The sequence below is a fragment of the Nocardia sp. NPDC049935 genome, assembly GCF_055586645.1.
The window spans coordinates 765,034-788,623 of sequence record NZ_JBVJHV010000002.1; the positions used below are offsets into that span (position 1 = coordinate 765,034).

Annotated in this window: 26 protein-coding genes; 21 read left to right on the forward strand and 5 right to left on the reverse strand. The window is 68.6% G+C overall.

The features are described from left to right. Positions 1-25 precede the first annotated feature (25 nt). From ACZ6SF_RS11885 to ACZ6SF_RS11895, 3 genes are all read left to right on the forward strand, one after another. Positions 26-127, forward strand: a complete 102-nt coding sequence (locus ACZ6SF_RS11885; RefSeq protein WP_003402602.1) for a 30S ribosomal protein bS22 — start codon at positions 26-28, stop codon at positions 125-127. Positions 128-316: 189 nt separating this feature from the next. Then, positions 317-1,390 (forward strand): NAD-dependent epimerase/dehydratase family protein, encoded by a 1,074-nt coding sequence (locus ACZ6SF_RS11890; RefSeq protein WP_466062044.1) that lies wholly within the window; start codon positions 317-319, stop codon positions 1,388-1,390. Beyond that, positions 1,387-2,400, forward strand: coding sequence for a lysophospholipid acyltransferase family protein (locus ACZ6SF_RS11895; RefSeq protein ID WP_466062045.1), 1,014 nt, complete (start codon positions 1,387-1,389; stop codon positions 2,398-2,400). Before ACZ6SF_RS11890 ends, ACZ6SF_RS11895 begins: the two co-directional genes overlap by 4 nt. Before the next feature lie 21 nt (positions 2,401-2,421). On the opposite strand, the gene ACZ6SF_RS11900 is transcribed toward ACZ6SF_RS11895, so the two are convergent. Then, on the reverse strand, positions 2,422-3,939 hold the full coding sequence (locus ACZ6SF_RS11900) for a sulfatase family protein (protein WP_466062046.1): 1,518 nt from the start codon (positions 3,937-3,939) through the stop codon (positions 2,422-2,424). 88 nt (positions 3,940-4,027) lie between these two features. Next, the gene (locus ACZ6SF_RS11905) at positions 4,028-4,987 is read right to left on the reverse strand and encodes an HAD family hydrolase (RefSeq protein WP_466062266.1); all 960 of its coding nucleotides are present in this window, start codon (positions 4,985-4,987) and stop codon (positions 4,028-4,030) included. 183 nt (positions 4,988-5,170) lie between these two features. On the opposite strand from ACZ6SF_RS11905, the gene ACZ6SF_RS11910 reads away from it, so the two are divergent. The 9 genes from ACZ6SF_RS11910 (at position 5,171) to ACZ6SF_RS11950 (ending at position 13,668) form a co-directional block, all read left to right on the forward strand. Further along, entirely contained in the window at positions 5,171-5,440 is a 270-nt protein-coding gene (locus ACZ6SF_RS11910) for a glutaredoxin family protein (protein WP_466062047.1), read from the forward strand. A gap of 244 nt (positions 5,441-5,684) precedes the next feature. Further along, positions 5,685-6,698 carry a redox-sensing transcriptional repressor Rex gene (locus ACZ6SF_RS11915; protein WP_466062048.1) on the forward strand — a complete coding sequence of 338 codons (1,014 nt, stop codon included), beginning with the start codon at positions 5,685-5,687 and terminating at the stop codon, positions 6,696-6,698. Further along, positions 6,695-8,122: a glutamyl-tRNA reductase gene (locus tag ACZ6SF_RS11920; RefSeq protein WP_466062049.1), complete on the forward strand. Its 1,428-nt coding sequence runs from the start codon at positions 6,695-6,697 to the stop codon at positions 8,120-8,122. The genes ACZ6SF_RS11915 and ACZ6SF_RS11920 overlap by 4 nt, the downstream gene beginning before the upstream one ends. Beyond that, positions 8,119-9,183 carry a hydroxymethylbilane synthase gene (gene hemC / locus ACZ6SF_RS11925; RefSeq protein ID WP_466062050.1) on the forward strand — a complete coding sequence of 355 codons (1,065 nt, stop codon included), beginning with the start codon at positions 8,119-8,121 and terminating at the stop codon, positions 9,181-9,183. Before ACZ6SF_RS11920 ends, hemC begins: the two co-directional genes overlap by 4 nt. After that, positions 9,180-10,742, forward strand: a complete 1,563-nt coding sequence (locus tag ACZ6SF_RS11930; RefSeq protein WP_466062051.1) for a bifunctional uroporphyrinogen-III C-methyltransferase/uroporphyrinogen-III synthase — start codon at positions 9,180-9,182, stop codon at positions 10,740-10,742. The genes hemC and ACZ6SF_RS11930 overlap by 4 nt, the downstream gene beginning before the upstream one ends. Positions 10,743-11,013: 271 nt before the next feature. Continuing rightward, complete coding sequence (gene hemB / locus ACZ6SF_RS11935) at positions 11,014-11,991, forward strand: porphobilinogen synthase (protein ID WP_466062052.1); 978 nt, start codon at positions 11,014-11,016, stop codon at positions 11,989-11,991. A 2-nt stretch (positions 11,992-11,993) separates the two neighbouring features. Further along, entirely contained in the window at positions 11,994-12,488 is a 495-nt protein-coding gene (locus tag ACZ6SF_RS11940) for a hypothetical protein (RefSeq protein ID WP_466062267.1), read from the forward strand. Positions 12,489-12,839: 351 nt separating this feature from the next. Continuing rightward, positions 12,840-13,367 (forward strand): hypothetical protein, encoded by a 528-nt coding sequence (locus ACZ6SF_RS11945; RefSeq protein ID WP_466062053.1) that lies wholly within the window; start codon positions 12,840-12,842, stop codon positions 13,365-13,367. 61 nt (positions 13,368-13,428) lie between these two features. Further along, positions 13,429-13,668, forward strand: a complete 240-nt coding sequence (locus tag ACZ6SF_RS11950; protein WP_466062054.1) for a hypothetical protein — start codon at positions 13,429-13,431, stop codon at positions 13,666-13,668. Between the two features lie 148 nt (positions 13,669-13,816). Here ACZ6SF_RS11950 and ACZ6SF_RS11955 read toward each other — a convergent pair whose 3' ends face one another. Continuing rightward, positions 13,817-14,212 carry a hypothetical protein gene (locus tag ACZ6SF_RS11955; protein WP_466062055.1) on the reverse strand — a complete coding sequence of 132 codons (396 nt, stop codon included), beginning with the start codon at positions 14,210-14,212 and terminating at the stop codon, positions 13,817-13,819. A gap of 178 nt (positions 14,213-14,390) precedes the next feature. Between ACZ6SF_RS11955 and hemL the strand changes: the two genes are divergently transcribed. From hemL to ACZ6SF_RS11990, 7 genes are all read left to right on the forward strand, one after another. Continuing rightward, complete coding sequence (hemL, locus tag ACZ6SF_RS11960) at positions 14,391-15,716, forward strand: glutamate-1-semialdehyde 2,1-aminomutase (protein WP_466062268.1); 1,326 nt, start codon at positions 14,391-14,393, stop codon at positions 15,714-15,716. 98 nt (positions 15,717-15,814) lie between these two features. Further along, positions 15,815-16,474, forward strand: a complete 660-nt coding sequence (locus ACZ6SF_RS11965) for a histidine phosphatase family protein (protein WP_466062269.1) — start codon at positions 15,815-15,817, stop codon at positions 16,472-16,474. A gap of 143 nt (positions 16,475-16,617) precedes the next feature. After that, positions 16,618-17,169 carry a TlpA disulfide reductase family protein gene (locus ACZ6SF_RS11970; protein ID WP_466062270.1) on the forward strand — a complete coding sequence of 184 codons (552 nt, stop codon included), beginning with the start codon at positions 16,618-16,620 and terminating at the stop codon, positions 17,167-17,169. Positions 17,170-17,410: 241 nt separating this feature from the next. Continuing rightward, on the forward strand, positions 17,411-18,301 hold the full coding sequence (locus ACZ6SF_RS11975; protein WP_466062056.1) for a cytochrome c biogenesis CcdA family protein: 891 nt from the start codon (positions 17,411-17,413) through the stop codon (positions 18,299-18,301). Next, a complete protein-coding gene (resB, locus tag ACZ6SF_RS11980; RefSeq protein ID WP_466062057.1) occupies positions 18,298-19,923 on the forward strand; it encodes a cytochrome c biogenesis protein ResB in 1,626 nt (541 codons plus the stop codon). The genes ACZ6SF_RS11975 and resB overlap by 4 nt, the downstream gene beginning before the upstream one ends. A 16-nt stretch (positions 19,924-19,939) precedes the next feature. Further along, on the forward strand, positions 19,940-20,908 hold the full coding sequence (ccsB, locus tag ACZ6SF_RS11985; RefSeq protein WP_466062271.1) for a c-type cytochrome biogenesis protein CcsB: 969 nt from the start codon (positions 19,940-19,942) through the stop codon (positions 20,906-20,908). Positions 20,909-21,084: 176 nt separating this feature from the next. Next, positions 21,085-21,309 (forward strand): hypothetical protein, encoded by a 225-nt coding sequence (locus ACZ6SF_RS11990; protein ID WP_466062058.1) that lies wholly within the window; start codon positions 21,085-21,087, stop codon positions 21,307-21,309. A 59-nt stretch (positions 21,310-21,368) separates the two neighbouring features. Here the strand turns inward: ACZ6SF_RS11990 and ACZ6SF_RS11995 are convergent, their stop codons facing one another. Next, a complete protein-coding gene (locus tag ACZ6SF_RS11995) occupies positions 21,369-21,566 on the reverse strand; it encodes a hypothetical protein (RefSeq protein WP_466062059.1) in 198 nt (65 codons plus the stop codon). 139 nt (positions 21,567-21,705) lie between these two features. After that, positions 21,706-21,918, reverse strand: a complete 213-nt coding sequence (locus tag ACZ6SF_RS12000) for a BldC family transcriptional regulator (protein ID WP_357425438.1) — start codon at positions 21,916-21,918, stop codon at positions 21,706-21,708. Between the two features lie 159 nt (positions 21,919-22,077). On the opposite strand from ACZ6SF_RS12000, the gene ACZ6SF_RS12005 reads away from it, so the two are divergent. Both ACZ6SF_RS12005 and cds1 read left to right on the forward strand, forming a co-directional pair. Then, complete coding sequence (locus ACZ6SF_RS12005; RefSeq protein ID WP_466062060.1) at positions 22,078-22,503, forward strand: DUF4229 domain-containing protein; 426 nt, start codon at positions 22,078-22,080, stop codon at positions 22,501-22,503. Then, positions 22,500-23,585 carry an L-cysteine desulfhydrase Cds1 gene (cds1, locus tag ACZ6SF_RS12010; protein WP_466062061.1) on the forward strand — a complete coding sequence of 362 codons (1,086 nt, stop codon included), beginning with the start codon at positions 22,500-22,502 and terminating at the stop codon, positions 23,583-23,585. The genes ACZ6SF_RS12005 and cds1 overlap by 4 nt, the downstream gene beginning before the upstream one ends. The last annotated feature ends 5 nt before the right edge of the window (positions 23,586-23,590 follow it).

Here is a 23,590-nt window from a genome sequence, read left to right on the forward strand (position 1 = left end):
CGAGGAGAGAACGCGAGGACACCCTATGGGTTCTGTGATCAAGAAGCGCCGCAAGCGCATGTCGAAGAAGAAGCACCGCAAGCTGCTTCGTCGTACCCGCGTGCAGCGGCGCAAACTCGGCAAGTAAGCGCAACTCGCGCGTCGTAATCCACGAAACCCGCTACCATTCGGTGGCGGGTTTTCGTTTCGTTTCGATCAACTGAAGTTGGGGTTAGGTCCCCGTTAAGAAGCCGGGGGTCACGGCTGGGGCCGTTACGCTGGTACTCGGAACTGATGAGCGGGGGATCGATGCTCGAGGTGGATTGGTCCGGTGCAGATGGACACTGACGCGAACGGGGAATACCGGCCGAAAGTCGTGCTGGTGACCGGTGCCAGCCGCTTCTTCGGTGGCAATGTCGTGTGCTCGCTGGTCTCCGATCCCGGCATCGAACGCGTGATCGCGGTCGATGTACTCACCCCGAGCCCCCCACTGCGGCGGCGTATGGGCCGCGCCGAATTCGTGCGCGCCGATATCCGGAATCCACTGATCCGCAAAGTTATCGAGCGTTATCAGGTCGATACCGTGGTGCACACCGCGGTGCTGTCGCAACCGCCGTCGGGCGGTGGCCGGGCCGCGATGAAGGATATGAACGTCCTGGGCGCGATGCAGCTGTTCGCGGTCTGCCAGAAATCACCGACCGTGCACCGGGTGGTGTTGCGATCGACTTCCGGGGTATACGGGGGCAGTGCCAAGGATCCAGCGAAGTTCACCGAGGAAATGAGCGCTCGGAGGGCACCGGGCGGATGGTTCGCGCGCGATCTGATCGAGATCGAAGGCTTCGCGCGCGGCCTGGCCCGGCGCCGTCCGGATATCAATGCCATAACATTGCGCCTCGCGCCGATCGTGGGGCCCGGCCTCGGTGGCCGCGCCGCGCAACTGTTGCGTTCGCCGGTCACTCCCACAGTGCTCGGACGGGACGCACGGATGCAGTTCCTGCACGAAGAGGATGCGGTCGCAGCCCTCGTCCACGCCACCCGGTCCGGTCCGGGTGGTACCTACAATGTCGCCGGCGACGGCGCGCTCTCGCTTTCCCAAGCGGTGCGTCGTGCCGGAAGGGTCGCGGTACCGGTACCGTGGTCTGTGTTCCGCACCGTCGGCCGGTCCCTGATGGGTCCGGTTATGCGTGACTTCAGCTCCGAACAGCTCGATTATTTCCTTTTCGGTTGTGGTCTGGACACGACGCGAATGCGCGCCGAACTCGGATTCGAGCCGCGCTGGACGACGGTACAGGCGTTCGACGACTTCACCGGGGGCGCAGCGTTGCGGCCCGTAGTCGATCCAGCGTGGATCGACGCCGCAGAAAACAAACTGCTCGGCCTTCTCGGGGCCGGTACGGGAGCACATACATGAACGACGTTGCCAAAGTCATTCGGCTGCAAGATCTCGCCACCGCGCCGCGGCAACGACCCGCGGCCCGGAACTGGGCCGGTCCCGTGGACCGCTCGGTGACTTCGCTGACCGACCGTCTCAGTCCGCCGGTGCCGCCCGCGCCGCGTTCGACGGCCGATCTCGTACGTGACGCCGTCGGAAAGCAGATCGGCCGGACCGCCGAATTCGCCCGCCGCCGGCTCACCGGCGACTACCAGGTCGACGAGTTCGGATTCGACGAGCATCTCCTCGAATCGGTCCTGCTCCCCGCTCTGCGCCCGCTCGCGGACAACTGGTTCCGGGTCCAGGTCAACGGGATGGAGAACATCCCGGAGGCCGGTGGCGCGCTGATCGTGGCCAACCACGCCGGCACCGTCCCCCTCGACGGATTGATGCTCCAGCTGGCGGTGCACGACAGCCATCCCAAACAGCGCGCGCTGCGCCTGCTCGCCGCCGATCTGGTCTTCGAGGTGCCCATGCTGGGCGCCCTCGCCCGCAAGGCCGGTCACACCCTGGCCTGCCGCCCCGACGCCGAGCGCCTGCTGCGCTCGGGCGAACTCACCGGCGTGTTCCCGGAAGGCTTCAAAGGGGTCGGCAAGAAATACGCGGACCGCTACAAACTGCAGCGGTTCGGGCGCGGCGGGTTCGTGGCCGCCGCCGTCAAGGCCGGAGTACCGATCATCCCGTGCTCGATCGTGGGATCCGAGGAGATCTACCCGAAGCTCGCCGATATCAAGCCGCTGGCCCGGCTGCTCGGCCTGCCGTACTTCCCGGTGACCCCCACCTTCCCGCATCTGGGCCCGCTGGGTGCGATCCCGCTGCCCTCGAAGTGGTACATCGAATTCGGCACCCCGATCAGTACCACCGACTATGTGGCCGAGGACGCCGACGACCCGATGCTCATGTTCGAGGTCACCGACCAGGTCCGCGAAACCATCCAGCAGACCCTCTACAAACTCCTCATCAAACGCCGCAACACCTTCATGGGGTAGCGGCAAGCCCATCTGCGCCGGTCAGCGGCAGCTGTGGCCGGTGCAGGTGAGTAATTCGGTGAGCCGGTCGTCGAGGTCGCCGGCCACCTCGGCGTGGGCGGCGCGGCCCTCGGGGGTTTTGATGAGGTTCGTGAGTTGGTAGGGGTCTGCCTGTAGGTCGTAGAGCTCGTATTCGCGGGCGTCGAGCGGGCGTTCGCGTTCGTACCAGCGCACGTAGAGGTAGCGCTGGTTGCGGACGCCGCTCCAGGACGGCATATCGAGTGTGTAGATCAGGGGCGTGTCGGTTCCGGGCACCTGTTCCTGCGCGATACCGGCGCGCCCGTCGTCGCCGGGACCGCCGTATTCGGCGAGGAAGTCGGTGCGCCAGGTGGCGTCCCCGGCCAGGGCTCCGGTGAGGGAGCGGCCGTCCATCCGATCGGGGACACCGATTCCGGCCCAGTCGAGGATGGTGGGGGCGAGGTCGATCGACAGGGCCATGGCGTCGCTGCGTCCGGTGGGGACCGTGGGGCCGGCGATCGCCAGCGGTACCCGCATGGACTCCTCGTAGGGCGCCATCTTCTGGGTGAGGCGATGCGCGCCCAGGCTGTAGCCGTTGTCGGAGGTGAACACCAGGTAGGTGTTGTCGAGTTCGCCGGTGCGCGCGAGGGTTTCGACGATGCCCGCCACCATTTCGTCGAGTGATTTCAGCGCCCCGAGCCGATTGGTGTAATCGGCGTCGTTGGTCGCGGCGATCGTCGCGGCCCGCGCGCCGGCGGTATCGATCAGCCAGGACGGTTTATCCGAAACGTCGGGTTCTTGATAGTTGGGCGAGCGGGGCGAGGCGGTCGGCCGGGTCTCGGGAATATGCCGGGGCGCGGGCGGGATCGGGAAATGCGGTGAGGTCGAGGACGCCAGCCAGAAGAACGGCTGCCCGGACGCGGCGGAGTCGGTGATGAATTTCCGGGATTTCGCGCCGACGACATCGGTTTCGTAATCGGCCGGCGCGAGACCGTATTTCACGAAGGAACCGTTTTCGTTGAGCGTGTAGTTGTAGCCGGAGTACAGGAAGTTGTCGACGCCGGCGTTCCAGTCGTCCCAGCCCGGCGGGATATGGCCGGGGTCGTCCTCGAGGCCGTTGAGGTATTTCCCGGCCATTCCCGTGCGGTATCCCGCATCGTGCAGCGCCGTCGCCACCGTATGCGACTCGTTCCCGTTGGCGCGGAAGGTTTCGAAACCGCCCACCGGCCCGGAATTGGTGAGGACCCCGGTGTTGTGGCCGTATTCGCCGGTCAGGATGGAAGCCCGGGCGGCGCAACAGATCGGCATCGGGGCGAAACCGTCGGTGAACTCCATTCCGCGGTCGCGGATCAGCGCGGCGGTCCGGGGCATCGCCTGCCAGACCGGCGTGGTGGCGGCGTCCAGATCGTCGGCCAGGATCAGCACCACATTGGGCCGTTCGTCCGCCGGCGCGGCGGAAGCGGTGAATCCACCCGCGGCGACCGTCAGAAGCACCGCGGCCGCCGCGACGGGCCAGCGACGCGAAACGGAAATCGGACCCATCGACGCTCCTCGATATCGGCCTGACCGGACGAGCTTCGTATCCGTACGCGTCGAGATTAAGGCAGTGACCCCGGAACATCCCGGATCGTCAGAAGTGACTGCCCCCACGGCGGCGGGTCACGGCGGCGGCCACCGCGCCACCGGCCGCGCCCAGGGCCAGGGCGGTGGGGACGCCGATCTTGGCGGCTTTGCGGCCGGTGCGGAAATCGCGGATCTCCCAGCCGCGCGCCTTGGCGACCTCGCGCAGATCCGAATCGGGATTGATCGCGACCGCCGTACCGGTGAGCGACAGCATGGGGACATCGTTGTGACTGTCGGAGTAGGCGGTGCAGCGTTTGAGGTTGAGACCCTCGCGAATGGCCAGGGCGCGGACCGCGTGGGCTTTGCCCAGGCCGTGCAGGATATCGCCGACCAGCCGGCCGGTGAACTCACCGTCGACGCTTTCGGCGACCGTGCCGAGCGCGCCGGTGAGGCCGAGCCGTTTGGCGATCACCTGCGCCAGCTCGACCGGGGTGGCGGTGACCAGCCAGACCTGTTGACCGGCATCCAGATGCATCTGCGCCAGCGCCCGGGTGCCGGGCCAGATCTTGTCGGCGATGATCTCGTCGTAGATCTCCTCGCCGAGAGCCGCGAGTTCGGCGGTGGAGCGGCCGGCGATGAATTCCAGGGCCTTCTCTTTACCGGAGGCCATATCGGTGCTGTTCTCTTTACCGGTGACCCGGAACTTCACCTGTTTCCAGGCGATATCCACCAGATCGGAACTCCGAAAGTATTTACGGGCGGCCAATCCCCGGGCGAAATGCACGATCGAGGCGCCCTGCACCATCGTGTTGTCGACGTCGAAGAAGGCGGCCGCGGTGAGATCGCGGGGGACCTCCGGCCGGGCCGTGCCGATACCACCGGCCCGCTCGGCGTCCTGCAGGGCCAGCGCGGCGTCGGCACTGGCCTCGCCGGCGACATTGGCGCGGACCTCTTCCTCGCTCGGCCCGAACGGGCTGCGCGAGATACGCGCGAGCTGCTCGGACAGGCCCTGCCCGAGCGGACCCAGATTCCACCGGACCGGAAGTTCCCCGAACCGGCCCGCGATGAATCCGGTTTTCCCCACCTTCGATCGTTCCGGCACCAGTACCTCCGCCTGTTCGCGCGAATCACGTCCACACTAACCGGACGCGCCCGCCGGGACGCACTGCAGTGGTGCGGGCGTCCCGGCGGGGCGGGTTGAATATCGGTCATGAGCCACTCCACCACCCATGAGGTGACCCTGCTGACCCGCGCCGGCTGCGGAATGTGCGACCGGGCGCTGGATCAGTTGCGGGTGATCTGCGCCGAATTCGGGATCGAGCCGGGGACGCGGGATGTGGACGTCGCGGCGGCGACCGACCCGGGGTTGCGGGCGGAATTCGGCGACCGGCTCCCGGTGGTCCTGCTCGACGGCCGCGAGCACAGCTATTTCGATGTCGACGAGAGCCGATTGCGGACCGACCTCGCCCGCCCGCGGTGACGTGATTCCGGCGCGGAATCGTACAAGCTCGGGCCGCGACACAAAATGAGGCGAATTTCACCGACTTTGTGCATGGGTTCACAAGCAGTTACGGTGGTGGCACGCGAACCGCAGGCCGGGGCGAGTATCCGGCCGCCGGTAGCACGTGAATCAACCCGATATCCGACCCCGTCATCGGCGCATGGACCCCGGCGGAGGTCGCCGACCACCCGGGCCTGTTCGGTCCGGACGAGGAGCCGAGGACGTGACAGAGCACCATGAGACGCGCGGCGTCTCCGGCGATGCTCCCCACGTCACCACCCGGACCCTCCAGAAGGACATTCCCCAGGCTACGGTGGGCCGGCTGGCCACCTATCTCCGGGTGCTCGCCCTACTCGCCGATGACGCTGTGGCCATCGTATCCAGTGAGGAACTGGCTGTCGCGGCGGGTGTCAATTCCGCGAAACTGCGCAAGGATCTTTCTTTCCTGGGCCCCAACGGCGTTCGCGGCGTCGGCTACGACGTCGCGCGGTTGCGGGCGCGGATCGAGGATGTCCTCGGACTGTCCGGCGGCCACCGGGTCGTACTGGTCGGCGCCGGCAATCTCGGGCGCGCGCTGGTGGGTTACCGCGGGTTCCGGCGGCGCGGGTTCGCGGTGGTCGGGATCTTCGACGACGACCCCGAGGTGATCGGCCGCGAGGTCGAGGGACTGCGGGTGCGCGATGTCGCCGGGCTGGCGGACGGGATCGCGGCACTGCGCCCGACCATCGCCGTGATCGCGGTACCCGACGACAGCGCCCAGCAGGTCTGCGACGAACTGGTCGCCGCGGGGGTCGGATCGATTCTGAGTTTCGCGTTGTGCCCGCTCACCGTGCCGCCGGGGGTGGAGATGCGGCGCGTGGACCTCGCGGTGGAAATGCAGATGCTGTCCTTCGACCGGGTCCGCAACGCCGACTCCGACGAGCCGGCCGGCCCGAACGGCGGCGCCGCGGAAAAAACGGCCGCCGGGAGCGGCGAGAATATCGCCGCCGCGAGCGCCGAGGATGTGGCGGACGACGCCACCGCCGCGGCGAATGATTCCGCCGCCGGCGGTGTTGTACCGAGCGGTGGCGTGCCCGCCGCTCATCCCTTGAACGGCTCCGGCCGGATCGCCCGCCGGGTGCCTGCGCATCCGACGCCGGGCCCCGCCGGGCTGTCCCATTGCGCGGCGCAGGCCGCCCAGACGACCTCGCATACGGCAACGGAGCCAACCAGCAAGGGATCGGTGGTCACACCATGAGCGTTCTTCTCGTCGGAATCTCCCATCGCAGCGCGCCCGTCGCGATGCTGGAGAAGGTGGCGATCACCGATGCCGATCGGCCCAAACTGATCGACCGCATGCTGGCCTCTAGCCATATCTCCGAAGCCATGATCGTGTCCACCTGCAACCGGGTGGAGATCTACGCGGTGGTCGACGCCTTCCACGGTGGCCTGGCCGATGTCGGCCAGCTGCTCACCGAGCATTCCGGTCTGCCGATGCCCGAACTGACCCGGCACGCCTACGTCCGGTACAGCGAGGCCGCCGCCGAGCATCTGTTCGCCGTCGCCAGCGGGCTCGACTCGATGGTGGTCGGCGAACAGCAGGTCCTGAGCCAGATCCGCAGCGCCTACACCACCGCCGATGCCCAGCAGGCCGTCGGACGCACCCTGCACGAACTGTCGCAGCAGGCGCTGCGCGTCGGGAAGCGGGTGCATTCGGAGACCGGGATCGACCGGGCCGGCGCGTCGGTGGTGTCGGTGGCGCTGGACCGTGCCACCACCGTCCTCGGCCCGCTGGCGGGCCGGACCGCCGCCGTGATCGGCGCCGGCGCCATGGGCGGGCTGTCGGTCGCGCATCTGTCCCGGGCCGGTATCGGCCGGATTCTGGTGGTCAACCGCACCATCGAACGCGCCCAGCGGCTCGCGGCGACCGCCGAGACACACGGAGTCGCCGCCGACGCCTACGAACTGTCCCGGCTCACCGAGGCCATGGCCGCCGCCGACGTGGTGATCACATGCACCGGCGCGGTGGGCGCGGTGGTCACCCTGGCCGACGCGCACAACGCGCTCACCGAGCGCGCCGGTGGCGCGGAACGGCCCCTGGTGTTCTGCGATCTGGGCCTGCCCCGCGACGTCGATCACGCGGTGGCCGGGCTACCCGGTGTCACCGTCATCGATATCGAGACCCTGCAGCGTGACCCCGCGGCCGGCGCCGCGGCCGACGATACGGCCGCCGCGCGCTCGATCGTCGCCGACGAACTCGCCAAATACCTCGCCGGCCAGCGGATGGCCGAAGTCACCCCGACCGTCGCGGCGCTGCGCCAGCGCGCCGCCGAGGTGGTCGAAGCCGAACTGCTCCGGCTGGATTCGAGACTGCCCGGCCTGGCCGATCCGGCCCGCGACGAGGTGGCGCGCACCGTGCGCCGGGTGGTGGACAAGCTGCTGCACGCGCCGACGGTGCGGGTCAAGCAGCTGGCGACCACTCCCGGTGGCGACAGCTACGCCGAGGCGTTGCGCGAACTGTTCGAACTCAAGCCCGGTTCGGCGCAGGCCGTGGCCGCGCCGATGGAGATCAGCCGCGCCGAGCACAACGGCGTCGGCTGGATGGGCCTGGACGGCGACATCGCCCTGGCCGACGATTTCACTCCCGGCGGCCACGACGACGAACAGGAGCAGTCGACATGACAATCCTGCAGGGCGAAGGCGCCGCACCGGGTGCGGGGACCGGCGGCCGGCCGGCCTGGCGGATCGGCACCCGGGCCAGCCTGCTCGCGCGCACCCAGGCCGGTGATGTGCGGGACGCGTTGATCGCGGCCGGCCAGCCCGCCGAGCTCGTATTCGTCGAAACCCCGGGCGATCTGTCCGGCGACCCGGTCGAAGATATCGGCGTCGGCGTGTTCACCAGTGCGTTGCGCGCCGAACTGGCCGCCGGGACCATCGATATCGCCGTCCACTCCTACAAGGATCTGCCCACCGCGGCCGACGAGCGTTTCGTGCTCGCCGCCGTACCGGTGCGCCAGGATCCGCGCGACGCCCTGGTGGCGCGCGACGGAATGGTGCTCGGGGAGTTACCGCCGGGCGCGGTGGTCGGGACCTCCGCGCCGCGCCGGTCCGCGCAACTGCGTGCGCTCGGGCTGGGGCTCGATATCCGCCCGCTGCGCGGCAATCTCGACACCCGGCTGCGCAAGGTCGCCGAGGGCGAACTCGACGCCGTGGTGGTCGCCCGGGCCGGGCTGGCCCGGATCGGCCGGCTCGACGCGGTGACCGAGGCGATGGAACCGGTGCAGATGCTGCCCGCACCCGCGCAGGGCGCGCTTGCGGTGGAATGCCGCGCCGGGGAGACCGAACTGATCGGGCTGCTCGCCGCCTTGGACGACGCCGCCACCAGAACCGCGGTGCTCGCGGAAAGAGCACTGCTCGCCGAACTCGAGGCGGGCTGCACTGCGCCCGTCGGAGCGATCGCCGAAATCGTCGAATCGTTGGACGACGACGGGCGCATCGTCGAGGAGCTGTCCTTACGCGGCTGTGCGGCCGCGCTCGACGGTTCCGACGTGATAAGGGCCTCGGCGGTGGGTGCACCGGCCGACGCCGCCGAACTCGGCATCGCACTGGCCCGCGAACTGCTGGAGTTGGGCGCGCGCGAGTTACTCGCCGCCGAACCCGGCACCCCCGAATCGGGGAACGCGACCGCCGGGAGCACCGCTACGGACTTCACCGAACCCAGTCCCATGGAGAACAACCGATGAGTCGAGCCAGCAAGAAGCATCCGGGGCGGATCCTGTTCGTCGGGTCGGGCCCGGGGGACCCGGCTTTGCTGACCACCCGATCCCGCGAAGTGCTGTGCCGGGCAACCCTCGCGTTCACCGACCCCGACGTGGACGCCGGGGTGCTCGCCCTGATCGGCACCCAGGTCGAACCCGATGCCGAGGGCGATCGTCCGGTGGACGTGCGGCCCGCGCTGGGTGATCCCGCGGAGGTCGCCAAAACGCTGATCGCCGAGGCCAAGGCCGGCCACGATGTGGTGCGGGTGGTCTCCGGCGACCCGCTGACCACCGACGCGGTGATCGCCGAGGTCACCACCGTCACCCGTTCGCATATCGTCTTCGAGGTGCTACCCGGGCTGCCGTCCGGGTCCGCGGTGCCCAGCTACGCCGGTATCGCGCTGGGGTCCGGGCATACCGAGGCCGATGTGCGCGGCGAGGTGGACTGGCCCGCGCTGGCCGCCGCCCCCGGCCCGCTGGTGCTGCACGCCACCTCGGGGCATCTGGCCGAGACCGCGAGCGCGCTGGTCGAGCACGGTATGGCGCCGCAGACCCCGGTCGCGGTCACCGTCCGCGGCACCACCCGCCAGCAGCGCACCATCGAGGCCACTTTGGCCACGCTGAACAGCGCCGCCTCCGAACTGGTCGGTCCCCTGGTGGTGACCATCGGCAAAGCCGTCGCGCAGCGCTCCAAGATGTCGTGGTGGGAATCACGCGCCCTCTACGGCTGGACCGTGCTGGTGCCGCGCACCAAGGACCAGGCCGGAGAGATGAGCGAGCGCCTGGTCACCCACGGCGCCATTCCCAAGGAAGTGCCGACCATCGCGGTCGAACCGCCGCGCAGCCCCGCGCAGATGGAACGCGCGGTCAAGGGCCTGGTCGACGGCCGCTACCAGTGGGTGGTGTTCACCTCGACCAACGCCGTACGCGCGGTCTGGGAGAAATTCGCCGAATTCGGCCTGGACGCGCGGGCCTTCTCCGGTGTGAAGATCGCCTGCGTCGGCGAGGCCACCGCCGAGAAGGTGCGCTCCTTCGGGATCAACCCGGAACTGCTGCCCAGCGGGGAACAGTCCTCGATCGGCCTGCTCGCCGACTTCCCGCCGTACGACGACGTCTTCGACCCGGTCAACCGGGTGCTGCTGCCGCGCGCGGATATCGCCACCGAGACCCTCGCCGAGGGCCTGCGCGAACGCGGCTGGGAAATCGACGATGTCACGGCCTACCGCACGGTCCGCGCTTCCCCGCCGCCCGCCGAAACCCGCGAGATGATCAAAACCGGCGGTTTCGACGCGGTGCTGTTCACCTCGAGCTCGACGGTCCGGAACCTGGTGGGTATCGCCGGCAAACCGCACGCCCGCACGATTGTGGCCTGCATCGGGCCGAAGACGGCGGAGACGGCGGTCGAGTTCGGGCTGCGGGTGGATGTGCAGCCGGAGGTCGCCCAGGTGGGTCCGCTGGTGGAGGCGCTGGCCGAGCACGCCGCCCGGTTGCGGGCGGAGGGCCTGCTGCCGCCGCCGCGCAAGAAGAGCCGCCGCAGTAGGTAGCTGTCACATGGAGCAGCTCCGCTGCTCGAGGGTGCTGTAATTTTGGAGCAGCTCTGCTGCTCGAGGTTCGGCCCTCTTTTGCGTCTGCTGTCGGCCCTCGAGACTCGCGGCTGCGCCGCATGCGCTTCGAGGGCCGACAGCAGACGCGGGCCGAACCCTTTTCGGGGTCGGCTGGGTTCGGGGATTCCGGGATTCGGGGGTGGGGCGCCCGAATGAGTCGGTCTTCGATGCCGAAGGGGACGCGTCGCGGGCACAGGGCAGAATGAGCCTTATGAGCGGAGTGGAGCGGCCGCGGCGGTTGCGGCGTACGCCTGCGCTGCGGCGGCTGGTGGCGGAAACCGGTCTGGAGCCGCGGCATCTGGTGTTGCCGATGTTCGTCGCGGATGGATTGTCCGAACCCCGGGAGATCGGGTCCATGCCCGGTGTGTTCCAGCATTCGCTGGAATCGCTGCGCAAGGCCGCTGTGGAGGCGGTCGAGGCCGGAGTGGGCGGGCTGATGTTGTTCGGGGTGCCCCGGGCCGAGGACAAGGACGCGGTGGGTAGTGGGGCCACCGATCCGGACGGGATTCTCAATCGCGGGTTGCGGGCGCTGGCCGCCGAGGTGGGGGACGCGACCGTGGTGATGGCGGATACCTGTCTCGACGAATTCACCGACCACGGGCACTGCGGGGTGCTGGATCCGGCGGGCGCGGTCGACAACGACGCCACTCTGGATCGGTATGTGGAGATGGCCTTGGCCCAGGCCGAGGCCGGCGCGGATCTGCTCGGGACGAGCGGGATGATGGACGGTCAGGTGGGGGCGATCCGGGAGGCTCTCGACGAGGCGGGCCGGACCGATACCGCGATCCTCGCCTATGCCGCCAAATACGCGTCGGCCTTCTACGGGCCGTTCCGGGAGGCGGTGTCGTCCTCACTGCAGGGCGACCGGCGGACCTATCAGCAGGACGCGGCCAACCGGCGGGAGTCGATTCGCGAACTCGACCTGGATCTCGAACAGGGCGCCGATATCGTGATGGTCAAACCGGCGATGTCGTACCTGGACATCCTGCGTGAGGTTGCCGACCGGTCGCCGGTTCCGGTGGCGGCGTATCAGATCTCGGGTGAGTATTCGATGATCACGGCGGCGGCCGAGCGCGGCTGGATCGACCGGGACGCGGCGATCCTGGAGTCGCTGACCGGTATCCGCCGTGCGGGCGCGGATATCGTGCTCACCTATTGGGCGACGGAGGCAGCACGCTGGCTATCGTGAGTATGCCCGCGGATATCGTGACCGCGCGGCAATTGTGGTGGGGTGTCATCGGTTTGGGCGTGGGGCGCTTGTTCGTCTCACTGGCCGATACGCTGGCGAACCGGGATCGGTTCAGTGCCGAGCTGCGGGAGCGGGTGCAGTCCACCGATCCCCAGCTCACCCCGGCGATGACCGATCTGCTGGTGACACTGGGCGCCGTCCTGGGCGTGATCCTGGGGCTGGCGGTCGCGGCGCTGGGTGTGCTGGTGGTTCACCAGCTGGGCAAGGGCAAATTGTGGGCGCGGACGCTGCTGACGTTTGCCGGGGTGTGGCTGGTGATCACGGGCGTGGCCGCCCTGTTCTCCATCGGGATGGTCGACGGTGTCGTGCCGCTGCTCGGCGGCGCCGCGACGATCGTGCAGGCGGTACTGGCCGGTGGCGCGATCTACCTGTGCCAGCGGCCGGACGCGGCCAAGTGGTTCCTGCCGCGACGGCCCGGGGGTCCCGGAAATTCGTGAGAAGTCCTACCCGGCGTTCTGACCTGCACATTGATTCCGGGTCACGGTTCGACCCGCATTCAGATAACGAACGCGGAGTTTGTTTCCAGAATTCCGCCATGTATGGTGAGGGCTGTCACAGAGGACATGGGAACCGGTGGCCAGGGGTAACCGTCCAGTAGGGCGGCAGCTCGGGTCGTCCGGTGATCGGAGGCAACGATGCGAGTGGTGATCCAGCAGCCGCAGAGTATCCGGCGGGACATGCTCGTACTGAGCCTGTTGATTCTGTTCGGTGTCCTCACCGTCGCGGTTCTGTTGATTCCCAGCATCGTCGGTTGATCCGGGTGCGTGTCGTCGCCACCTCGGAAATCGATGGCTGAGCAGGCCGGAACCGCCACGGAATCCGGGGAGATCCTGTTCTCCGAGCCGGGTGCGCGCTGGCGGGCCGTGGCCTACGGGCCGATCGTCTGTTTCCTGTTGCTCGCCGTGGAGATCGCGGCGGGCGCCACCGTGCACTGGTTCGCGCTGCTGTTCTGCGCCGCGTTGATCGCGTCGTTCGCGGTGCTGCAGGTGTACGCCGCCCGGACCCACGTCAGCGTCGAACTCACCGATCGCTTCCTGCGTAACGGCCCCGAGAACACCACCGTCGCCTCGATCGCCGCGGTGTTGCCGGTCGATTCCGACGAACCCTGGGAGGACGGCCGCGCCCTCGGCGAACTCACCGGAGTGCCGCGCCGGCGCACCGCGATCGGCCTGCGCCGCACCGACGGCGAACTGGTACGAACCTGGGCCAAGGATCATCGCGCGCTACGCGCGGCGCTCACCGAGCTGATCGACCGGCCCGCCGGCGCGGGGACGGATGAGCCCGCCGGCGATTCCGACACCGGTCGCGACGATTGATTATCGGCTCCCGCGCGGGCAGCATCGGATAGCACACCGACCGCCCGATCCGAGGAGATCCGTGAACCGCTCGTTCGTCGTCCCGGCCATCGACCTCGCTGCGGCGTTGGTCGCGCTCGCCCTGGCCGTGCTCTGCTGGCAACTCGGCGTCCGCGATACCGATTTCCCCGCGACCGGCGACGTCCCGGCCTACACCGCCACCCGCTACGTGGGCCCCTGGTTATTCCTGGCCACCGTGCTGGTCGCAGGCTCCGGGGTAGCAATCATCGACGCCACCACGCGCGTACTGCGGCGCCCGTAAAAGCAGCCCCGAAGCGCGACCCCCCGAAAGAGTTCGGCCCGCGCCTGCTGTCGGCCCTCGAAGCGCATGTGGCGTAGCCACGAGTCTCGAGGGCCGACAGCAGGCGCTCAGAAGGCCGAACCTCGAGCAGCGGAGCTGCTCCAACATTTCAGCCCCACTGCTGATAGATATCGAAGACCCGGCCGTGCGCCGCCCCCGGTGCGTGGAAGAACACGAGGACCGAGCCGTTGTTATCGGCCGATTCGAGGATCACCTGACGCAGGGACGCGTGGACGCCGCCCTGTTCGTCACGGTAGAGGCGGGTCTCGCTGTTCAGCCCGGCGCCGATACGCGAGGGCGGGACGACATGGTCGACCAGGGCCGGGATCGGCCCGGCGGCCAGCGCCTCGGTCTCCTGGTGGCTGAGCCGGACTCCGGCCCGGCCGTTGTCGGGGTCCACCACCGGCTCGGCCGCGGCGGCGGTACCGGCTCCGAGGCAGGTGGCGAGGACGCCGAACGCGACCGAGGCCAGTGACAGAGCCGCACCACTGATGGCAATACGCAAGACGACCTCCCCGGCCGGTGGTTCGCAGAATTTTCCGATTGAGATGACAGTACGCACTCGGGCCGCCGGCCTGCAGTATTTGGCTCGGGACGTGTCGAACCGGCGGTATATATCACGTATGCGCCACCCTGTGCGGACCCTCCCGGAGGAGGCTGCCAAACTGGAGACCGTGAGTTCTCTGCGCGTGGCCGGTACGGCGGTGCCGGCCTCCAGTCAGCTTTTCCAGCGAGCCGAAGCGGTTGTTCCCGGTGGGGTCAATTCCCCGGTGCGTGCCTTCGGTTCGGTGGGGGGCACGCCGCGGTTCATCACATCGGCGAACGGCTGCCATCTGACCGACGCCGACGGCAACGATTTCATCGATCTGGTCTGCTCGTGGGGCCCGATGATTCTCGGGCACGCCCACCCCGCGGTGGTCGAGGCGGTCCGCCGGGTCGCCGGATCGGGGCTGTCCTTCGGGGCGCCTACGGCTTCCGAGGTGGAACTGGCCGAGCTGATCGTCGAGCGGGTGGCGCCGGTGCAGAAGGTGCGGCTGGTGAACTCGGGCACCGAGGCCACCATGAGCGCGGTCCGGCTGGCGCGCGGCTACACCGGACGCACCAAGATCATCAAGTTCGCGGGCTGCTATCACGGACATGTGGACGCCCTGCTCGCGGAGGCGGGCTCGGGTGTCGCGACCTTCGCGCTGCCGAACTCGCCGGGGGTCACGGGGGCGCAGGCCGCCGATACGATCGTGCTCCCGTACAACGACCTCGACGCCGTCCGCGCCGCGTTCGAAGCGCATCCCGGTGAGATCGCCGCGGTGATCACCGAGGCCGCCGCCGGAAATATGGGCGCGGTGGCGCCGCTGCCGGATTTCAACGCCGGACTGCGGCGGATCACCACCGACCACGGTGCGCTGCTCATCATGGACGAAGTGATGACCGGCTTCCGGGTGAGCCGTTCGGGCTGGTACGGGCTGGAACCGGTGGCCGCCGACCTCTATACCTACGGCAAGGTCATGAGCGGCGGCCTGCCCGCGGCGGCGTTCGGCGGCCGGGCCGAGGTCATGGACCGGCTGGCCCCGCTGGGCCCGGTGTACCAGGCGGGCACGCTGTCGGGTAACCCGGTGGCGGTGGCGGCCGGAATCGCCACCCTGCACGCCGCCGACGACGAGGTGTACGCGGCGCTGGATCGCAACAGCGAACGGCTCGGCATTCTGCTCACCGAGGCGCTCACCGGCGCGGGGGTAGCGCACCGGGTGCAATTCGCGGGCAATATGGTGAGCGTGTTCTTCGCCGATACTCCGGTACTCGACTACACCACGGTCAAAGCCACCCAGACGTGGCGCTATCCGGCCTTCTTCCATGCCCTGCTGGACGCCGGGGTCTACGCTCCGCCCAGCGCGTTCGAGGCCTGGTTCGTCTCCGCGGCGCTCGACGACGCGGCCTTCGACCGGATAGCCGCCGCCCTGCCCGCCGCCGCCGAAGCGGCCGCGAGTGCGGTACCCGAGGGAGCCGGCGCGTGAGCCGGCCCGAGCACGAGAACGCCGCCGCCGAACCGGAAGACCGAAGCGAACCGGTTCCGGCCGCCGACCCCGCCGACGAGGTCCTCGCGACCCCGCCCATGCCGGGCGACGGTGCGGCCGAGGCCGAATCGGTCGAAACCATCGTGCACGTGCTGCGCCACGGTGAGGTGCACAACCCGCGCGGAATCCTGTACGGACGGCTGCCGGGGTTCGGGTTGTCGGTCTCCGGGCGCGCCCAGGCGGGCGCGGTGGCGCGGTCGCTGGCCGATCACGATATCGCCATGGTCATCGCCTCGCCGCTGCAGCGGGCGCAGGAGACCGCGGACCCGATCGCGAGCCGGCACGGGCTCACCGTGCGCACCGACGAGAACCTCATCGAGGCCGGGAACACCTTCGAGGGCCTGCGGGTGTCGGTGGGTGACGGCGCGCTGCGCAAACCACGCCACTGGTGGAAACTGCGGGACCCGTTCACTCCGTCGTGGGGCGAACCCTATCTGCAGATCGCGCACCGGATGCTGGCCGCGGTGAACAAGGCACGGGTGGAGTCGGCGGGCCGGGAAGCGGTGCTCGTCTCCCACCAGCTGCCGGTCTGGACGCTGCGGCGGTTCCTGCAGGGGCAGCGGCTCTGGCACGATCCCCGCTCCCGGCAGTGCGGTCTGGCCTCGCTGACCTCGCTGGTGTACCGGGGTGACACCCTGGTCGACATCGTCTACTCGGAGCCCGCGGGCGGTTCGGACCCGACGGTGCACGGCGCATGAGCGCGCCGAGCCCGGAGGCGGTAGCGGAGCGTGACCACGGAGGGCTCGCGCTCATGCGCAGATGTCACAGCATGAGACGAGTCGCCTCGGCGCCCGGGGGCCGGTTGTTACCGGCGCTCGCCGCTCTGTTGTGCGTGGCGGTTATGTCCGCCTGTTCCACCGGATCCGACGCGGTCGCCACCGGTGGGACCTTCGAATTCGTCTCGCCCGGCGGACAGACCGATATCTTCTACGATCCGCCGTCCGCGCGGGGAACCATCGGGAAATTATCGGGCCCGGACCTCATGTCCGAGGACGGCGAGACGATTTCGGTGGATGATTTCCCCGGCCAGGTGGTCGTGGTGAATTTGTGGGGGCAGTGGTGCGGCCCGTGTCGTGCCGAAGCGCCCGCGCTCGAACAGGTCTACGAACAGACCAAAGATCTCGGGGTCGCTTTCCTCGGGATCAATGTCCGCGATTTCCAGCAGGACAAAGCCCGTGATTTCGTGGTCGACAACCATATCGGTTATCCGTCGATCTACGACCCGTCGATGCGCACGCTGCTGGCGCTCGGTGGAAATTTCCCGACCAGCGTTATTCCCACCACATTGGTGCTGGATCGGGACCACCGGGTGGCGGCGGTTTTCCTGCGCGCCCTACTCGTCGAAGATCTAATGCCGGTGGTGCAGCGCATCGCCGCGGAGGGAGCATCATGAGAAGCCTTCGGTCCCGAGGCGTACGCCGGTACGGGGCGAACCGCCCGCCGCGCGGGGTTCGTGCCGAGGTCCTGGTGAAATCGTCACTGGGTTCGTGGGAGCTACAGCCCGCGACCACGCCCGGCAGCGATCGGCGGGTGTCGAATTCGCGGCCGTCGAACGGCCGGGGATCGACCGCGCCGGGTGGCCGCGGTGACGACCGGCGCGCGAACACCGAACCGGACTCGGAGCGTAGTTCGCGTTGACGGTACTGGCAGGAGTGGGGGAGTCATTTCAGCAGACAGCGGCCACGGGCCCGCTGCTGTTGGCCCTCGGCGCCTGCCTGCTGGCCGGACTGGTGTCGTTCGCGTCACCGTGTGTGGTGCCGCTGGTGCCGGGTTATCTGTCCTACCTGGCGGGTCTGGTGGGTGCGCAGGCGCCACCGGTGACCGTCGAGCAGGCCCGGCGGGATCGGGCCGCGGAACCGGTGCGAGGCGGCGCGACGGCGGTACTGACCGAACCCGCCGCGGCCGATACGGCGGTTCCCGATAGGGCCGCGGATTCCGGGCGGTTGCGGGTCGCGGGTGCGGCCGGGCTGTTCGTCGCCGGGTTCACGGTGGTGTTCGTACTGGCCACCGCCACGGTTTTCGGGCTGATCCAGACCCTGAACGTCAATCGTGAACTGCTGCAGCGGCTGGGCGGTGTGGTCACCATCGTGATGGGCCTGGCGTTCATCGGCCTCATTCCCGCGCTGCAGCGCGATACCCGCATGGAGCCGCGGCGGCTGGCCGGTATCGCGGGCGCGCCGCTGCTGGGCGCGGTGTTCGCCCTCGGCTGGACCCCGTGCCTCGGGCCGACCCTGTCCGGGGTGATGGCGGTCGCGGCCGGAACGGAAGGCACCACGGCGGCGCGCGGGGTCGCGTTGATCGTGGCCTACTGCCTCGGCCTGGGTTTGCCGTTCGTGGTGCTGGCCTTCGGTTCGGCCGGGGCGCTGCGCGGTGTCGGATGGTTGCGGCGCAATTCGCGCACGATTCAGGTGATCGGCGGAATCCTGCTGGTCGCGGTGGGGGTCGCGCTGGTGACCGGAGCCTGGGATCAGTTCGTCGGCTGGGTGCGGGACGGCTTCGTCGCCGAGGTGACACTGCCGATATGACCGTGACAGACCGTCCCGAGGCGCCCCCGGTTCTACCGCCCCGGCAGTCCCCGCTCGGCCGTGCCCGCGCGGTGCTCCGCAACGGCTGGCGCGGGCTCACCAGTATGCGTACCGCGCTGGTGCTGCTGTTCCTGCTGGCGCTGGCCGCGATTCCGGGCGCGCTGCTCCCGCAGCGGAGCCTCAACGAGCAGAAGGTTCTCCAGTACATCGAGGACCGCCCGGTACTGGGCGAATGGATGGACCGTCTCGAACTGTTCGACGTGTTCTCCAGTTTCTGGTTCACCGCGATCTATGTGCTGCTGTTCATCTCGCTGGTGGGCTGCATCCTGCCGCGCACCGTGGACCACTACCGGGCGCTGCGGACGCCGCCGGTGCGGGTGCCGCGGAATCTGGCCCGGCTGCCGCATCACCATCGCGGCGAGATGGACGGAACACCCGAGGATGTCGTCGAGCAGGCGCGGGCCCGGTTGCGCGGCTGGCGCACCGAGGTCCGCCCGGGTGAGCGCGACGGGGAGATGACGCTCTCCGCGGAGAAGGGTTACACCCGCGAGCTGGGCAATCTCGTATTCCATCTGGCCCTGGTAGGGCTGCTGGTGGCGATCGCGGCCGGGAAGCTGTTCGGCTACGAGGGCAATGTCATCGTCATCGCGAACAACGGGCCGGGCTTCTGCACCACTTCGCCGGCGGTGTTCGATTCGTTCCGGGCCGGCAATGTCAACGACGGCACCGGTATGACCCCCATGTGCGTGCGGGTGAAGAACTTCCGCGCCGACTACCTGGACAACGGCCAGGCCGAGATGTTCACCTCCGATATCGCGTATCAGGCGGGTGCGGATCTGGAGTCGGGCACCTGGCGCGACACCACCATCAAGGTGAATCATCCGCTGCGCGTCGAGGGCGATCGCGTCTATCTCCAGGGCCACGGTTACGCGCCGACCTTCACGGTGACCTTCCCGAACGGCGAGACCCGCACCGAGACCGTGCAGTGGCAGCCCAACGATATGCAGACCTTCCTGTCCAGCGGTGTGCTGCGGGTCGATCCGCCCGGCGGGATGTATTCGAACGATACCGAGCGGCGGCAGAACCAGATCGCGATCGAGGGCCTGTTCGCGCCGACGGCGAGTTTCCACGGCACCCTGATGACCTCGGTGTATCCGGGGATGACCGATCCCGCCGTCGCGGTGGACGTCTACCGCGGTGACACCGGTCTGGACACCGGCCGGCCGCAGTCGATCTTCGCGCTGGACCAGGAGATGGTGCGTCAGGGCCGGCTCACCAAGGAGGCCCGGGTGAATCTGCGGCCGGGCGAGTCGACCACGCTGCCCAACGGCACGAAGGTGCGATTCGACGGGGCGGAGGAATTCGCCAATATCCAGGTCTCGCATGATCCGGCGCAGCAGTGGGTGCTGGTGAGCGCGCTGGTGATGATGGGCGGGCTGCTGGTCTCGCTGCTGATTTCCCGGAGGCGGGTCTGGCTGCGGGTCACCCCGGAGGGTACCGTGGACCAACGACGCGTCGTAGTAGAGATGGGCGGGCTGGCCCGCACCGACCAGGCGGGCTGGGGATCGGAGTTCGATCGCCTCCGGGACCGCCTGCTGGACGCGCCGGACGACCGGGTATGAACACGGGAGATGAATGATGCCGATCGACGCCACTCTCGCCGGCTACAGCGACCTCGCCTACGAAACGTCGGCAGTCGTGTACGCGCTGGTGCTGGTGCTACTGATCGTGCAGTACGCCTCGGCGCGCGCCAAACAGGTCAGCGAACGCGAACTGGTCCCGGCGGGCGGCGTCGTCGCCGGTAGCGGTACCCCCGGCCGGATCGACGAGACACCCCGGCCGCCGCTGTCGCAACGGCTGGGCAATATCGCCTTCTCGGTTCTGTTCGTGGCCGTGGGGCTGCATATCGCCTCGATCGTGCTGCGCGGTTTCGCGACCGGCCGCTTCCCGCTCGGCAATATGTACGAGTTCGTCGCCATGGCCACCGCGACCGCGGCCGTGGTCGGACTCGTCTTCATGCGCGACGAGCGGTACCGGGGGATGTGGGCCTTCCTGTTGGTCCCCCTGCTGGTTCTGATGTTCCTCGCGGGCACCGTGCTCTACGCCGACGCGGCGCCGGTGGTTCCCGCGCTGCGGTCGTTCTGGCTGCCCCTGCACGTGACCATCGTGAGTATCGGCAGCGGCGTGTTCCTGGTCTCCGGTATCGCGAGCCTGCTGTTCCTGTACCGGCTGCGCCAGCCCGAGGGAGCGGAATCGGGGAATGTGCTGGGCGCGATCGCGCGCCGGCTGCCGGACGCCCGCACCCTGGACCGGCTGGCCTACCGCACCACGATCATCGGCTTCCCGCTGTTCGGCGCGGGGGTCATCCTCGGCGCGATCTGGGCCGAGGCGGCCTGGGGCCGGTTCTGGGGCTGGGACCCCAAGGAGACCTGTTCGTTCATCGCCTGGGTGCTCTACGCCGCGTATCTGCACGCGCGCGCCACCTCGGGCTGGCGCGACACTCGCGCGGCGTGGATCAATGTCGCCGGATTCGTGGCGATGCTGTTCAACCTTTTCATCATCAACCTGGTGGTCTCCGGCCTGCACAGCTACTCCGGATTGACCTGATCCGGCGCGGTATTTCCATCGTCGCAATGATCGTTATGCCCCCGCAATGCGCAGTTGCTATTGTTCGGTCCGAGTAATAGCTGAACTGTTTGTGCCTCGATGCGTTGAATCGGGCGAGACCGGTCATTTCCCCTCCACCACGCGGTAAAACGCGTCGAACAGCGAGGAGAGCGGCAGTGGATTCGAAGAATTTCAGTTCGGATACGGGCGGCGAGGTGAATTGCCACACCTCGGAGGTCACGAACGAGGCGCTGATCTGCGGTTTGGAGCCCGACTCCCTGGTCAGACTGGTCCGTACCGCGGTGGGTTTACCCGCCGAAGCGCTCGACCGCCTCGCCGGGGTGGCCGATAAATTGCGGGCGGTGGAAGGGCTGCCGCAGGTCGACAGCACCGCCGATTAGATCGCGGCCGGTGTGCGCCGGATAATGGCCCGGACAACGGCGTTATCCGGGCCCGGCGATCAAGGTTCGGTGGATTCCGAATCGCCGTCCCGGTGATTCCGCTGACGTGAGATTCGCCAGAGGAATTCGGGGTCGTCATCGGGGCCCACGACGCGATTACGCCCCGTTCCCGGGGCGGCCGGGCGCCCGGGGCCGAACGCCTTCCAGCACAGCACCGCGATCACCACGATCGCGACGAGTGCCAACAGGTAGATCACGTGGCTCACCTCCTCTATCGAGGTTAACCCTCGGGGCCGCCGGCCGGTGATTCCGGCCGTCGACCGGGGCCGAAGGCGCCGATCCCCGGCCGCGGGCGGCCGGGGCGGTTCACTTCGTGATTGCGTGTCGTGTCCGGCCTCAGCCGTGCACGGTCGCCTCGGTGGTGAGCGATTCGAGCAACCGCATCACCTCGGATTCGCGGAACCGGCGATGGCCGCCCGGGGTGCGCAGGGAGCCGAGCCGTCCCGCATGTGCCCAGCGGGTGACGGTCTTGGGGTCCACGTGGAACAGGGCGGCAACCTGGCCGGGGGTCAGCAGGTTCTCCTGGGCCCCGACGGCAATCGCGGTCATGGCAAACCTTTCTGTTTCGTCACGTTTTCTCATCGGATTCCGACATAGTGGCACCGAGATGCCCGGGTACTCGAACCACCTACTGTTGGTAAAGGGGAAGTAATGGACAAAACGGATACACCCGGGTGACCCCTGAACGGAGTCGCTTACGCTGGTCAGGTGAGTGACGCGAACCCATCCGAGGAACAGACCACCCCCCGGCCCGGGGCGTCGCCGGGTCGCCGGCTCGCCGGCAACCTGGCGCTCTACACGCTGGCGCGGCTGGCGCTCGTCGCCGTACTCACGGTGGTGATCATGGTCGGGGCCCGGGTGGTCGGCGTGGAGGTGCCGCTGCTGGTGGCGGTGTTGTTCGCGCTCGTGATCGCCATGCCGCTGTCGCTCACGCTCTTCAAGAGCCTGCGGGTTCGGGTGAACTCCGATATCGCGGCGGTCGACGAAGGCCGCCGCCGGGACAAGGCCCAGTTACGGGCCCGGCTGCGGGGCGAGGACGACGCGGCGGCCCGCACGGATACCGGTAAGGACACGGCGCCGACCACGGAGCGGGAATCCGGCCCGAAGGGATCGGACGACGGCGGCCGGGAGTGAGATCCTGCACCCGTGGTAATCCGCGCGACTGGGCCGACGAGGCGGTGCGGCTCATCGATGCCGACGCCCAGCGCAGCGCCGACACCCATCTGCTGCGTTATCCCTTACCCGCCGACTGGAACGTGCAGCTGTACCTCAAGGACGAATCCACCCATATCACCGGCAGCCTGAAACACCGGCTGGCCCGCTCGCTGTTCCTGTACGCCCTGTGCAACGGCTGGATCACCGAGGGCACCACGATCGTGGAGGCGTCCTCGGGGTCGACCGCGGTGAGCGAGGCGTATTTCGCCCAGCTGCTCGGTCTCGATTTCGTGGCGGTGGTGCCGGCCTCCACCTCACCGCAGAAGATCGCGCTCATCGAGGCGCAGGGCGGCCGGTGCCACTTCGTGCGGCGACCGCCGGATATGTACACCGAGGCGGCGCGGCTGGCCGCGGAATGCGGTGGGCACTATCTCGACCAGTTCACCAACGCCGAACGCGCTACCGACTGGCGGGGCAACAACAATATCGCCGAGTCGATCTTCGACCAGCTGCGGCTGGAAACCCATCCGGTGCCGGAATGGATCGTGGTGGGCGCCGGTACCGGCGGCACCAGCGCGACCATCGGGCGCTATCTGCGCTACCGCCGGCACCGCACCCGGCTGGCCGTGGTGGACCCCGACAATTCGGCGTTCTTCGGGGCGTACGAGACCGGGGCCCGGGATTACGCGACGGGTATGCCGTCGCGGATCGAAGGGATCGGGCGGCCGCGGATGGAACCGTCGTTCGTGCCGGAGGTGGTGGATCGCATGCTCCAGGTCCCGGATCCGGCTTCGATCGCCGCCGCCCGGTTCGCGAGCCGCGGGCTGGGCCGGCGGGTCGGCGGATCCACCGGTACCAATTTCTGGGGCGCCTGCGCGCTGATCGCGGAAATGCTCGCCGCCGGGCGCAGCGGCAGCGTGGTCACCCTGCTCTGCGACGGCGGCGAGCGTTACGCGGGCACGTATTTCAGCGACGAGTGGATCGACGGCCAGGGCTGGGACCTGAACACCCCGACCGCCGTCCTCGACGAATTCCTCGCCACCGGGCGCTGGAACGCCTGAGGCCC

Bases quoted from the DNA above. Each gene is read 5' to 3' on its own strand.
- ACZ6SF_RS11885 (WP_003402602.1), top strand. From the start codon at position 26: ATGGGTTCTGTGATCAAGAAGCGCCGCAAGCGCATGTCGAAGAAGAAG.
- ACZ6SF_RS11890 (WP_466062044.1), top strand. From the start codon at position 317: ATGGACACTGACGCGAACGGGGAATACCGGCCGAAAGTCGTGCTGGTG.
- ACZ6SF_RS11895 (WP_466062045.1), top strand. From the start codon at position 1,387: ATGAACGACGTTGCCAAAGTCATTCGGCTGCAAGATCTCGCCACCGCG.
- ACZ6SF_RS11900 (WP_466062046.1), bottom strand. From the start codon at position 3,939: ATGGGTCCGATTTCCGTTTCGCGTCGCTGGCCCGTCGCGGCGGCCGCG.
- ACZ6SF_RS11910 (WP_466062047.1), top strand. From the start codon at position 5,171: ATGAGCCACTCCACCACCCATGAGGTGACCCTGCTGACCCGCGCCGGC.
- ACZ6SF_RS11920 (WP_466062049.1), top strand. From the start codon at position 6,695: ATGAGCGTTCTTCTCGTCGGAATCTCCCATCGCAGCGCGCCCGTCGCG.
- hemC (WP_466062050.1), top strand. From the start codon at position 8,119: ATGACAATCCTGCAGGGCGAAGGCGCCGCACCGGGTGCGGGGACCGGC.
- ACZ6SF_RS11930 (WP_466062051.1), top strand. From the start codon at position 9,180: ATGAGTCGAGCCAGCAAGAAGCATCCGGGGCGGATCCTGTTCGTCGGG.
- hemB (WP_466062052.1), top strand. From the start codon at position 11,014: ATGAGCGGAGTGGAGCGGCCGCGGCGGTTGCGGCGTACGCCTGCGCTG.
- ACZ6SF_RS11940 (WP_466062267.1), top strand. From the start codon at position 11,994: ATGCCCGCGGATATCGTGACCGCGCGGCAATTGTGGTGGGGTGTCATC.
- ACZ6SF_RS11945 (WP_466062053.1), top strand. From the start codon at position 12,840: ATGGCTGAGCAGGCCGGAACCGCCACGGAATCCGGGGAGATCCTGTTC.
- ACZ6SF_RS11965 (WP_466062269.1), top strand. From the start codon at position 15,815: ATGCCGGGCGACGGTGCGGCCGAGGCCGAATCGGTCGAAACCATCGTG.
- ACZ6SF_RS11970 (WP_466062270.1), top strand. From the start codon at position 16,618: ATGTCCGCCTGTTCCACCGGATCCGACGCGGTCGCCACCGGTGGGACC.
- resB (WP_466062057.1), top strand. From the start codon at position 18,298: ATGACCGTGACAGACCGTCCCGAGGCGCCCCCGGTTCTACCGCCCCGG.
- ccsB (WP_466062271.1), top strand. From the start codon at position 19,940: ATGCCGATCGACGCCACTCTCGCCGGCTACAGCGACCTCGCCTACGAA.
- ACZ6SF_RS12000 (WP_357425438.1), bottom strand. From the start codon at position 21,918: ATGACCGCGATTGCCGTCGGGGCCCAGGAGAACCTGCTGACCCCCGGC.